The 12818-nt window shown below is 64.2% G+C and carries 9 protein-coding genes; 4 read left to right on the forward strand and 5 right to left on the reverse strand.

The features are described 5' to 3' along the window. Positions 1 to 127: 127 nt before the first annotated feature. From GS424_RS17555 to GS424_RS17565, 3 genes are all read right to left on the reverse strand, one after another. Positions 128 to 970, reverse strand: a complete 843-nt coding sequence (locus tag GS424_RS17555; RefSeq protein ID WP_160940865.1) for a nitrilase-related carbon-nitrogen hydrolase — start codon at positions 968 to 970, stop codon at positions 128 to 130. A gap of 509 nt (positions 971 to 1479) precedes the next feature. After that, entirely contained in the window at positions 1480 to 3060 is a 1581-nt protein-coding gene (locus tag GS424_RS17560) for a hydantoinase/oxoprolinase family protein (RefSeq protein WP_160940864.1), read from the reverse strand. Beyond that, positions 3060 to 4178 (reverse strand): S-methyl thiohydantoin desulfurase family protein, encoded by a 1119-nt coding sequence (locus GS424_RS17565; RefSeq protein WP_160940863.1) that lies wholly within the window; start codon positions 4176 to 4178, stop codon positions 3060 to 3062. Before GS424_RS17565 ends, GS424_RS17560 begins: the two co-directional genes overlap by 1 nt. A gap of 108 nt (positions 4179 to 4286) precedes the next feature. Here GS424_RS17565 and GS424_RS17570 point away from each other — a divergent pair, with 108 nt between their 5' ends. Beyond that, positions 4287 to 5249 (forward strand): DUF1177 domain-containing protein, encoded by a 963-nt coding sequence (locus GS424_RS17570; RefSeq protein WP_160940862.1) that lies wholly within the window; start codon positions 4287 to 4289, stop codon positions 5247 to 5249. Positions 5250 to 5252: 3 nt separating this feature from the next. Continuing rightward, a complete protein-coding gene (locus GS424_RS17575) occupies positions 5253 to 6206 on the forward strand; it encodes an aminopeptidase (RefSeq protein ID WP_160940861.1) in 954 nt (317 codons plus the stop codon). Positions 6207 to 6303: 97 nt separating this feature from the next. On the opposite strand, the gene GS424_RS17580 is transcribed toward GS424_RS17575, so the two are convergent. Beyond that, positions 6304 to 7758 carry a response regulator transcription factor gene (locus tag GS424_RS17580; RefSeq protein WP_160940860.1) on the reverse strand — a complete coding sequence of 485 codons (1455 nt, stop codon included), beginning with the start codon at positions 7756 to 7758 and terminating at the stop codon, positions 6304 to 6306. Between the two features lie 188 nt (positions 7759 to 7946). Between GS424_RS17580 and GS424_RS17585 the strand changes: the two genes are divergently transcribed. Together GS424_RS17585 and GS424_RS17590 are read left to right on the forward strand one after the other, a co-directional pair. Beyond that, entirely contained in the window at positions 7947 to 9665 is a 1719-nt protein-coding gene (locus GS424_RS17585) for an FAD-dependent oxidoreductase (protein WP_160940859.1), read from the forward strand. A gap of 2 nt (positions 9666 to 9667) precedes the next feature. Beyond that, positions 9668 to 10054, forward strand: a complete 387-nt coding sequence (locus GS424_RS17590) for a cytochrome c3 family protein (RefSeq protein WP_160940858.1) — start codon at positions 9668 to 9670, stop codon at positions 10052 to 10054. 86 nt (positions 10055 to 10140) lie between these two features. Here GS424_RS17590 and clpB read toward each other — a convergent pair whose 3' ends face one another. After that, a complete protein-coding gene (gene clpB, locus GS424_RS17595; RefSeq protein ID WP_160940857.1) occupies positions 10141 to 12804 on the reverse strand; it encodes an ATP-dependent chaperone ClpB in 2664 nt (887 codons plus the stop codon). Positions 12805 to 12818: the final 14 nt, after the last annotated feature.

The raw sequence follows: 12818 nt of genomic DNA on the forward strand, positions 1-12818 counted from the left end.
TCCGCGCCCCGCGCACCTCCCCGCAGCTTGGCGCCTCTCCCCGCACCCTCCCCGCAAAGCGAAGCCCCCGCTGTTTCACGTGAAACGGCGGGGGCTTTTTCGTTTGAGTTTGGGACAGGCGCCGCCTTTACGGGAGCAGCACCAGATCGTAGAGGTCGGGGCGCCGGTCGCGCAGGTAGGGGCTGCGCTGGCGGTAGCCCACCACCTCGCCCAGGTCGAGCTCCACGTGCAGCACGCCCTCAGCTTCCTCGGCCAGCTCGGCAACCACGTGGCCGCGCGGGTCGCACACCTTCGTGTGGCCCGGCATGACCAGCTGGTCCTCCACGCCGTAGCGGTTGACCGCCGCCACGAACGCCGTGTTCTCCAGCGCGCGGGCGGGCACGTTCACGTCCCACACGTCCATGTCCTCCTCGCACCATGCCGAGGGGCACAGGATGAGATCCGCGCCCTGCAGCGCCAGCATGCGCGCCACCTCGGGGAATCCCATGTCGTAGCAGATCATCACACCGATGCGCCCGAAGTCGGTGTCGAACACGGGGCAGTCGCAGCCCGAGCGGAAGTAGAAGCGTTCGAGCGCCCACAGGTGCTGCTTGTCGTAGGTGCCCATGAGCTCGCCCTGCCGGTCGATGACCACCGAGCTGTTGAACGGCACGCCCGCTAGGTCGTAGGCAAGCGCGAGGCCGGCCACCACGTAGCAGTTGCCCGCGCGAGCGGCGTCCTGCAACGCGCGCACCGTGGGACCGTCGACCGCTTCGGCCAGCTCGGGCACGTGCGGCCCGACGATGTTCAGCTCGTAGCCCGTCGAGAACAGTTCGGGCAGCACCACGAGGTCGGCACCTTCGGCCGCTGCCTCCGCGATCATGCGGCACGCCTTCTCGGTGTTCGCCGCAGGGTCGCACAGCACGCTCTCGAACTGGATAAGCGCCAGGTGCGCGGGGCGTTTTGCCGCCCTTTGTTTCATTTTGGTCATGAGTTCTCCTTTGCGCTACAAGCCATATCCGTGCATTATCGCACGACGAAGGCGCGACGCGCCTTGCCAGTTGGATCGACGATGGCGGCCGTCGCGCCTACGCCCCTCGATCCGTCTTTGTTGAAATCCTGCTTCTGACGCACATCGCAATGGCAGATGATCCGACGATAAACGAGAACGCCGCAGCTGCAATGAACCATGCTCTTGCGGTGTCCTCGATTGCCCGCCAATCGCCCTGAGCAGCGCACTCGGATAGTATCCAGATGATCGGCACGAGCACCGCGAGAGAGCCTACGAGCGAAAGACACAGCAAAATCAGTCGCGAAAGCATGCTCCTGCATAGAAACGCACCTGCTATCTGCCCAATGACAGTTACTCCGGCAAGAATCACAATCAATGCAGAAACGGCAACCATCGGCGGCACCCCTATCACAGGAACGGACGCCCGGGCACTGCGGTCGGCCGCAGCATCGGGCAGTTCCGGCGGTCGGCAGACCGCCGGAACCGAACTACAGCATCAGATCGCCGACGGCTTTGACGCGGATGCACAGCGCGTCGCCGAGATAGGCCATCGGGATGTCCTCGACGTCGACCACCTCTACGGTGCTGGGATCGGCGCCGGCTTCGACAGCCTCGTCGCACGCGCGCTGCTTCGACTCGGCAAGCGCCTGGTCGCGCGGCGTCTCGGCCATCGAGAACACCTTGGCGATCTGGCCGGACACCTGCGCGATGGCCGAGCCCACGGCGTTCGCCACGCCGAAGTTCTGCGGACGCAGCACGTTGTTCGAACCTTCCAGGTGGTCGGGCGCCAGGATGGAGCCGCCGCCCACGAGGATGACCGTCACGTCGCCGGCCGAGGTCTTCATCGCGTCCACGGCATCCTCGATGATGCGCGTGATCTCCGCATAGGCCGCATCCACAAGCACGGGGTCGAGATCGGCCACGAGCGCGGGGTCGCCCACGCCTTCGGCCAGCCCCTTCGCCACCACGATATCGGTTGCGGTCAGCGTGTCGCCGCCGAAGCAGAGCGCCTTCTTCGTGACGAGGTAGCCCACGCTGTCGGGACCCACCGTCACGCGACCGTCGTCGAGACGCCGCACGAGCGACCCGCCGCCGAGGCCCACCGACACGAGGTCGGGCATGCGGAAGTTCGTGCGCACATCGCCGATCTCGACGGCCACCATGCTCTCGCGCGGGAAGCCGTGCGCGAGCACGCCCACGTCGGTGGTGGTGCCGCCGATGTCAACGACCACGGCATCCTTTTCCTGCGTCAGGAACGACGCGCCGCGGATGGAGTTCGTGGGGCCGCAGGCGATGGTGAAGATGGGATAGCGCTTCGCGTAGTCCACGGACATGAGCGTGCCGTCGTTCTGGCCCAGGTACACGGCCACGTCGGTGAGGCCCTCGGACGCGAGTGCCGCCTCGAAGCTGTCGGCCGTCGTGCGTGCCACGTCGTACAGCGCCGCATTCAGAATGGACGCGTTCTCGCGCTCGAGGAAACCGAGCGACCCGATCTCGGATGACAGCGTGATGGGGAAGCCCTCGCCCAGCTCGTCGCGCAGGATGGCGGCGACGCGCTTCTCGTGCGCGTCGGACACCGGGGAGAACACGCTGGTCACGGCAACGGACTCGAAGCCGTCCTCGCGCACCACGCGCGCCACCTCGCGAATCTCGTCTTCGGAAAGCGGGCTGATCTCGCGGCCGTCGAACTCGTTGCCGCCGTGCACGAGGAAGTCGCGCACGCGCATGGCGTCCTTCAGCTCGTCAGGCCAGTCGGCCATGCAGCTGATGGCCGTCGTGGCCGGTGCGCCCACGCGCAGCGCGGCCACCTTGTTGAGGCGCTTGCGCTCGACGATGGCGTTCGTGCAGTGCGTGGTTCCCAGCATGGCGAACCCGATGCTCTTCGCGGCCTCGGCGCCGATCTGCGTGATGACCTCGTGCATGGCGGCCACGATGCCGCCCATGACGTCCTCGGTGGTGGGGCTCTTCGTCGCGGCGACCAGGTTGAGGTCGCCATCGATGATCACGGCGTCGGTGTTCGTGCCGCCCACGTCGATGCCGAGTCGCCAAATGCGCTTCTGATCTGCCATTACGCCTGCACCTCCTGCTCACTTGTCGCAGCCTTCGCCGCCATGCGCTCTTCAACCGGCACGTAGTCGATGTCGTAGCCGAACGCGCGCGGACCCACCACGGCCAGGCCCTCGGGCGTGCGCCACTGCGGGGCGCACGGCATGCCCACCACCACGACGCGGGCGCCGTACTTGAGGCCCTCGGTGGTCACGGGCGCGCCGGACTCCATGTCCAGAGACATGACGAGGTCGGGCGCGGTGGTCACCGGCTCGCCGTCGCGCAGCGCGATGAGGTTCTCGTTCTGGAACTCGATGACCATCTGGCTGCCTTTGTCCTGGTCGAGGCCGTCCACCACGGCCTGGCCGCGCACGAACATGCCGTCGGTCTTGCGCTCGACGTCCACCACCTTGCCGCGGAACAGGCGGAACCCGTTCGTCACGTTCAGCACGGCCTCGATGGGGTCGGCGTGCTGCTCGCGCGCCTCGCGCAGCGTGCGGCCGATCTCCTCGCACAGCGTGGGCGTGTTGGGAATGCAGTAATCCTTGAGCTGCTTGCCCGTGCACGGATACGACGCGAGGATGGTATAGCCGCCCATCACCGACGTGGCCTGGCGCGAGATGCGCTCGAGCCACGTGTCGTCGATGCCGCGCACCGTCACGGTGTTGCCCTTCTCGTCGGCCAAGACCGCCGGGAGGCCCTGCACGCCGTTGATGCTGAGCGTCACCATTTGCAGCTCGGGGAACGCGCGGCCCATGAGATCGCAGTCCACCACGGGAATCTGACGCGTGGCGGCCAGGATGAACGGGATGGTGGAGTTCACGCCGCCCGCTTCCACCGCGTAGATGGCGTACGGCTCCTGGCCCAGCTCTTTCACCAGCTCGTCGTACGTGGCCATGGGCTCGAGGCCGCTGCAGATCTTCTCCACCATGATGGTGGGGGCGCCCATCATCTGCGATACGCACACCATCGCGTCGTCGGGAACCTCGTCAGGCGTGATCAGCTCGACCTCGCCGTACTTCTTGATGGCCTCGATGGCCATGAGCTTGCCGACGTAGGGGTCGCCGCCCCCGCCCGCGCCGAGGACCGTCGCGCCAAGCGCCATATCCTCGATCTCTTTGATGCCGATTTTCCTTCTCATGATGGAATGGAACCTTTCGTCGAAGATGCTACGAACCGCATAGAACCGTATTATCATGGAACCGAACGAGGAAAGCGACACCATAGAGGTAAAAGGAGACACCTTCCCATGATTTTCAAACAGTTGATCGAGCTGTACGATTTGTTGGATTCGCCTGGCGCGAGCGGCGCGGGCGTCGTGGACTACCTGCGCGGCATCGATCCCGCGTGCGACGCCGAAACGTACGTGCTGGAAGGGCCGAAGGGTTCCACCGACATGGTGCGCGTGCGCATTCCCGGCTCGCGCGGGCGCGCGGCGGGCGGCGACGCGCCCACCATCGGGCTGCTGGGCCGCTTGGGCGGCCTGGGCGCGCGGCCCGAGCGCATCGGATTCGTGTCGGACGGCGACGGCGCGCTCACCGCGCTGGCCTGTGCGGCGAAGCTGCTGTCGATGCACGCGCGCGGCGACGTGCTGCCGGGCGACGTGTTCGTCTCCACGCACGTGTGCCCGCACGCGCCCACCTTCCCCCACGAGCCGGTGGCGTTCATGGGCTCGCCCGTGGCCACGTCGGCCGTGAACCGCGAGGAAGTGAGCGGCGCCCCGCTCGACGCCGTGCTCGTGGTGGACACGACGAAGGGCAACCGCATCATGAACGAGCGCGGCTTCATGATCTCCCCCACGGTGAAGCAGGGCTGCATCCTGCGCGTCAGCGAGGATCTCGTGTCGCTCGCGGAGATCGCCACCGGTCGCCGCGCACGCACGTACCCGCTGTCCATGGCCGACATCACGCCGTACGGCAACGGCCTGTACCACCTGAACTCCATCCTGCAGCCCTGCACGGCCACCGACGCGCCCGTCGTGGGCGTGGCCATCACCACCGAGACGGCCGTACCGGGCTGCGCGACCGGCGCCACCCACCTGACCGACCTGGACGAGGCAGGATCGTTCATGATCGAGGTGGCGAAGGCGTTCGGCGAAGGGAGATGCGCGTTCTACGACGAGGACGAATACGCCCGCTTCGTGGAGCGCTACGGAAGCATGGCGCACCTGCAAGGCATGGGCGCGCTGCCCGCGGAAGATCCGGAGGCGTAAAGGATGAACCTCCAGGAACGAGCCCGATCCATCATCGAAACCAACCTCGCGCTTCAACCGGACGAGACGCTGCTCGTCGTCACCGACGACCCCACGCGCGAGGTGGGCGAGCTGTTCTACCGAACCGCCTGCGCCATGGGCCGCCGCGCCCTCATCATGCAGATGCCCGAGGGCTCGGTGGCCGGCGAGGAGCCGCCCGCGCCGGTGGCCGCGGCCATGAAGGCCGCCGACGTCGCGCTGTGCCCTACGGCGAAATCCATCACGCACACGAACGCGCGCATCGAAGCCGCGGCGGCGGGCACGCGCGTGGTCACCATGCCCAGCATCACGATGGACATGCTGCGCGACGGCGCCGCGTGCGCCGACTACGCGCAGGTGGAGCAGCGCACCCGCGCGCTCACCGAGCGCCTCACGCGCGCCTCGCACGCACGCATCGAGAAGGACGGCCACGTGTTGGAGCTGGCGCTGGCCGGGCGCGACGGCGTGGCCAGCCCCGGCATCTACCGCGAGCCGGGCGCGAGCGGCAACTTCCCCTCGGGCGAGGCGTACATCGCGCCGCTCGAAAGCGAGGCGAACGGAACGGCCGTCATCGACGGCTCCATGGTGGGCATCGGCACGCTGGGCGAGCCGCTCGTCGTTACCATCGAGAACGGGCGCCTGACGCACATGGAAGGCGGCGACGCCGAAGGCCCCTACGCCGGGCGCCTCGGCGTGCTGTTCGAGCAACCCGAGAACGGCACCATCGCCGAGCTGGGCATCGGCACGAACGAGGCCGCGAAGCTGTGCGGCATCATCCTCGAGGACGAGAAGCTCTACGGCACCGTCCACATCGCCTTCGGCACGAACACCTCGTTCGGCGGCACCACGAAAGCAGCTTGCCACCTCGACGGCATCATCCTCAACCCCACCCTCTACCTCGACGAGGAATGCGTCATCCGCGAGGGCGAGTTCGTGTAACCCGCGCGCCCCAACCCGCGATGTTTCACGTGAAACATCGCGATGCTCCGACGCAAAAGCGGCCCGACGATTCGCCGGGCCGCTTTGTTGTACGCTCTTACCCTTTTCGCGCTCGCCGCCGATCGTCAACGAAGTCAAGAAGCTCTTGTCTGCCGGCAACGCCGCATTTCGCATAGATATGCCTGATATGCGTGTTCACCGTGCTCGTGGAGATAAACAGCTCCTGCTGGATGCGAGCGAGCGTACGACCTCGAGCGACGCTGGGAAGGATTTCCGACTCACGCGGCGTCAACCCGAATTCCGCGCTTATCGCGTCGCAAATCTCATCGAGCGAGATTTCGGCGCGCGGCGACGTGGAGCTTGCCGGATCATCGGCCGAAGGCGAGTCAACCTCGGCATCCCGCGAACGGACCGGCTCCACCTTCTTCGATATCAGGAGGAAGTCCGCCTCGGTAAAGAAGAACACGTACGAAACGAGCAACGCACCCGCAAGCGCAACGCACACTTGCATGACAGACGTGATCGGCACCAGAACAAGAGCGCTTGCGATGCCCAAGAATTCCCCCGCGTACAGCACGCCGAACGTCATGATGCTTTTTCGGAACGCAGACCCGCCCAAAGACCAAGACGAAAAAATCGCCCGCGCTATCAGGCAGCACGAAAAACACTGCATCGCGATGAAAGCGACGGAAACCCCCAGGATGATGTTTTCGCGCCCTGCGGCCACCCATACGCACGACATCAGGATGCACACGAACGAAGTGCGATACAGAAACCGGGCCGCACTCACGTTCGCCAAACGAAACAGCACGACCACCACCACGCAGATCACCAGCCCCGAAAGCGACAGGATTGCGTCGATCACCGAGCTATCCAGCCCAAACGTATGAGATGCGCTGTAGTTCCGCATGACGCCGACGGCGAAGCCGAAGAAGAACACGCACACGATATTGCGCAGTTCGAGTTTTCGACCTTGCGCGGTCACCGGCCTCTCCGGTTTTTGCGGTGCCGGTGGAAGGGAAAGCCGTTCGAGCGAAAGCAACGCCGCGCAGGAAACGAGAGGGCACGCCACCATCGTGAGCACGAGAACGCCTTCGCCAAAAAGCGAGAGGATCAAACTCAACGCAAACGAAAATGCAAATGCCGCCCCAACCTCGGTAAGCGCACCGGAAACCGTGCCTTTGGAAAACGTATCCAACCAAGAGATGAGCAGCACCGAGGATCCAATTCCCACACATGCGCCGCTTGCGAACGTCGGAACCATATCGACGATTCCCGGCATCGAAGACACGGCGCCGACGGCTGCCGTAAGCGCCGAGGCGATCAAGAGCCCTTTGTTCTTCGCGACGCCCTGAGCGCCTCGAGTCGAGAAAAACACCAGGACCGCAAAGGTGGCTACGACAAAAACAAGCGACGCGACAAGGCTGTTGAACTGAGCTTGCGCGCGATCGTCGGCAGCTGCGAAAGGGAGGCTGCTGAAAAAGAGAACGTTGGAGTACAGCTGGCCGAAAGCCATTCCGCCAATGCGAACAGCACGCCCTGGATTTTCCACGAACCCCCTCGCAATCCCCGAAGACAATACCCTCGGCGATTGTAGCACAGCTTTCGAATCCAAGAGCTACCCCATTTGTGACCAGGTAAAACGTTGAATTCATCATTATTTGCGATGGTTGGGCCGCCTTGCCTGGCGTATGTTCCCCGATGTTGTTCGATTACGCGAGAGAAAGGGAGAGGGAAACTATGGAACACGCAAACGTGTCAAGGCGTACTTTCCTGAAAGGGGCAGGCTTCGTAGGTCTGACGGCGGGCATTCTTGGAGCTTCCGAGCTTGCCGCGCCGTCGCATCAAGTAGCGCTGGCAGCCCAAGCCGACGAAGGTCACAGCCTCAACAAGTATCAAACCATTTTTGGAGAAGGCACGCAGTATATCCCCGTGAAGAAAGCCGCGTGGGACCAACTGGACGGTTACGTCGCCTACGATGATAAGGAGTTCGACGATTCCGACATCTCGCGCACCGACACGTGCGACTTCCTCATCATCGGCTGCGGAATCGGCGGCATGATGGCTTCGTTGGAAGCCGCCAACGAAGGCGCGAACGTTATCACCATCGAGAAGATGGACCGCGGCCGCAACACATGGGAAAGCGTTGGCGGCTACAACACGAACATGCAGCAGGAAATCAACAACGTGCCCGACCCCGCAGAATACGTGGAAGCCATCATGCGCTCTTCGTATTGGCGCGCACGTTCCGAAGTGGTCTGGAGCTTCGTCGAGCAGTCCGGCGAAGCGACCGATTTCATGAACGACATGCTCATCAAGGCCAACAAGGGCGTCAGCCTCTACAGCACGGTGCAGAAGGAGACGGGCTACGGTTTCGACACCATCCAGGCCGAGCACAAGCTGAAGTTTCCCGACAACGTGAAGTGGGACACCTGGTGGCGAGGCCCCGTGGCGTTCGATTCCCTCGAAACGACCGCCGCAACCTACGACAACCTCGACATTCGATACAACACCGCAGGCGTGCAGCTGGTTCAGGACGAATCGGGCCGGGTATGCGGCGCCATCGCCCAGGACGAAAACGGCTACTACCGGATAGAAGCCGCGAAGGGCGTCCTGCTTGCCACGGGCGGCTACGAAGCAAATCCGCAGATGATGGAGTCGTGGTGCCGCCCCGAGGACTTCAACGGCTGCTGCGTGTACGCACCCAACACGGGCAACACCGGCGACGGCCACATGATGGGCTTGGCTGTCGGCGCGCAGATGGACCCGCTGCCCCACACCCTCATGGTGTTTCGCAGCGGCCTGCCGGGGCGCGTTATGGACGCCTCCATGGTTTCGAGCTGCTTTACGTCCAGCATCTGGGTCGATTTCAAAGGCCGCCGTTTCGTGAACGAAAAGCTTCCGCACAACTTCGTCGCAAACGCCATATCCGAAGCGGGGATCAGCGGCAAGCCGGTATGGTTCGTGTTCGACCAGGCCATCGTGGACGGCGTGAAAGACGACACGGGCAAGCTGACGAGCGACATCGAAGACGGCAAGGCGCGCGGCGAGCTGGTGCAAGCCGACACGATTGAAGAACTCGCCCTGGCCATGGATGCCGACCCCGCAATCCTGCAAGCGACCCTGGAAGAGTGGAACGGCTACTTCGACGCCGACGAGCCTGCCGACCTGAAATTCCGTCGTTCCCTGGAGACCGCCGCGCAGAAAATCCAAACCGGCCCGTTCTACGCATGCAAGCACAACAGCAAGGTCTTGGTTAACGTAAGCGGCTTGATCATCAACGAGCACGCCCAGGTCTTGAACAACGAAGAGGAGGTTATCGAAGGCCTCTACGCCACGGGCAACGTTTCGGGCGGCATGTTCTCGATTTCCTACCCACGTCATCTGCCCGCGACCTCTGTCGGTCGAGCGGTCACGTTCGGCTACGTTGCCGCCAAGCACGCGATCAAAGGAGAGTAACCATGAAAAGGAAGGCCTGTATCGTATCCATCGTAGCCGCCCTAACTCTTACCCTAACCGTTGTGGGCTGCTCGCCGAATGCAGATTCCATCGCAGATACGTCTGCAGACTCGGCAACCCACGCTGACGCACGGTTTATCAGCGCCGACGATATCGACAACTCGTACAGCAGCTACCTGGAGCTGCGCAGCAGGCTGGACGAAGCCTCGACGTACACCGAGCAGTACGGAGACTCGAACCCCCACACAAACATCCACGGTGCTTCGTTGACCTGCGAAAACTGTCATAACGACGACAAGGGGATGACCCAAAAGGAAGACATGGCCTGCAAAGACTGTCATGCCTGGCCTCGAGAATTGCAGAGCGACATTTCCACCGCAACGGACTAGCTGGCTCAGGCGTTTCGCAAGCGAAACAAAACATGCAGCCTGCCAAAGGTACCGGCAGGCTGCATGCGATCATCGTGCGCGGGTGTCTACTTCTCGCCGCTCGTCAGCAAGTCGTCCAACGCCGAGGCGTCGAGCTCCAGGGGCTCTTCCACCGTGCATTCGTAGTTGCCGTCCTGGTCGATGCTGATGAGGACGTGGCTGCGGTCGCGCAGGTTGCCCTCCACCACCTTCTGGGCGATGCGGTCGACGATCTCCTTCTGGATGAGGCGCTTCAGCGGACGCGCGCCGAAGATGGGGTCGTAGCCGTCGATGGACAGGTGCTCCATCGCCGCCGGCGTCACGTCGAGGGTGATGCGGCGGTCGGCCAGACGGTCGCGTACCTCTTCCAGCTGCAGGTCGACGATGGGCTCGATGTTCGTCATGTTGAGCGCGTTGAACACCACCACGTCGTCGATGCGGTTGATGAACTCGGGGCGGAACGTCGCGCGCAGGGCGCCGTCGATGGCCTGCTTCATGGCCTTCTCGTCGCCGTGTTCGGCGAACTCGCGGATGAACTGCGAGCCCACGTTCGACGTCATGATGATGATGGCGTTCTTGAACGACACCACGCGGCCCTGGCCGTCGGTCAGGCGGCCGTCATCGAGCACCTGCAACAGGATGTTGAACACGTCCTGGTGCGCCTTCTCGATCTCGTCGAGCAGGATCACCGAGTAGGGCTTGCGGCGCACGGCCTCGGTCAGCTGGCCGCCCTCGTCGTAGCCCACGTATCCCGGAGGCGCACCGATCAGACGCTGCACCGAGAACTTCTCCATGTACTCCGACATGTCGATGCGGATCATGGCCTTCTCGCTGTCGAACAGGTACTCGGCCAGCGCCTTCGCCAGCTCGGTCTTGCCCACGCCGGTGGGGCCCAGGAACAAAAACGAGCCGATGGGGCGGTTCGGGTCCGACAACCCGGCGCGGTTACGGCGGATGGCGCCGGCCACCGAGGACACAGCCTCGTCCTGGCCCACCACGCGCTCGTGCAGCTTCTCCTCCAGGTCGACCAGCTTGGCCATCTCGCCCTGCATCATCTTCTGCACGGGGATGCCCGTCCACGTGGACACGACCTCGGCGATCTCGTCGTCCGACACCTCCTCCTTGAGGATGGCGCCGTCCTGCTGCTTCACGTTGAGCTCTTCCTCGGCCGCATGCAGCTGCTGCTGCAGCGCGGGGATGCGCGCGTAGCGGATCTCGGACGCCTTCACGAGGTCGCCCTCGCGGGTGGCGCGTTCCTCTTCAAGCTGCGCGCCCTCGAGATCGCTCTTGAGGTTCTGCACGTGCTCGATGGCGTCTTTCTCGTTCTGCCATTCGGCCTTGCGCTTGTCGAGGTCTTCCTGAGCCGTGGCGATCTCGCGGCGCAGCGCCTCCAGACGCTCCTGCGACGCCTGGTCGCTCTCCTTCATGAGCGCCTGCTCCTCGATTTGCATCTGGGTGAGCTTGCGCTCGGCAGCGTCCACTTCCTCGGGCATCGAGTCGATCTCGATGCGCAGGCGGCTAGCGGCCTCGTCCATGAGGTCGATGGCCTTGTCGGGCAGGAAGCGGTCGGAGATGTAGCGGTTCGACAGCTCGGCCGCCGCCACGATGGCCGCGTCGGTGATGCGCACGCCGTGGTGGATCTCGTACTTCTCCTTCAAACCGCGCAGGATGGCGATGGTGTCCTCCACCGTAGGCTCGGTGACCAGCACGGGCTGGAAGCGGCGCTCGAGCGCGGCGTCCTTCTCGATGTACTTGCGGTACTCGTCAAGCGTCGTGGCGCCGATGGCATGCAGCTCGCCACGCGCAAGGGCGGGCTTCAGCATGTTGCCCGCGTCCATGGAGCTGTCGCCCGTGGAACCGGCGCCCACGATGGTGTGCAGCTCGTCGATGAACAGGATGATGCGTCCCTCGCTCTGCTTCACCTCGCGCAACACGGCCTTCAAGCGGTCCTCGAACTCGCCGCGGTACTTCGCACCGGCCACCATCGCGCCCAGGTCGAGCGCCACGAGGTCGCGATCCTTCAGCGACGAGGGCACGTCGCCGGCCACGATGCGCTGGGCCAGGCCCTCGACGATGGCCGTTTTGCCGGTGCCCGGCTCGCCGATGAGCACGGGGTTGTTCTTCGTGCGGCGCGACAGCACCTGGATGGTGCGGCGGATTTCCTCGGCGCGGCCGATGACCGGGTCGAGCTTGCCTTCGCGCGCCTTCTGCGTGAGGTTCTGGCCGTACTGCTCGAGAGCCTCGAACTGCACCTTGTTCTGCTGGTCGGTGACGCGCGTATCGCCGCGCAGCTCTTCGTAGGCGGCTTCGATGCTCTTGCGCGTGACGCCCGCGGTGGTGAGAATCTTGCCCGCGGCGCCCTTCTCTTCGGACAGCGCGATCAGCAGATGCTCGCTCGTGGCGTAGCTGTCGCCCAGCTTCTCGGCCACCTTCACGGCGGCGTCGATGAGGTTCATCAGCGCCGGGCCCGGAACGCCGCTCATCATGCCGGGGTTGCCGCTGACCTTCGGCATGCGCTGGATCTCAGCGTCGACGTTGGCCTGCAGCTGGAACGGCTCGGCGCCGATGCGCTTGATGATGGCCGACAGGTTGTTCTCTTTCGATTCCAGCAGAGCCTTCAGCATATGAATAGGCTCGGCCTGGGATGACTCGTTCTCGGAAGCGATGACGATCGTCTGCTGCAGCGCTTCCTGAGCGGTCAGGGCTAGCTTGTTCAGGTTACCCATGTTCATTGCAACGTTCCTCC

It is taken from the genome of Eggerthella guodeyinii (assembly GCF_009834925.2).
GTDB classification, from domain to species: domain Bacteria; phylum Actinomycetota; class Coriobacteriia; order Coriobacteriales; family Eggerthellaceae; genus Eggerthella; species Eggerthella guodeyinii.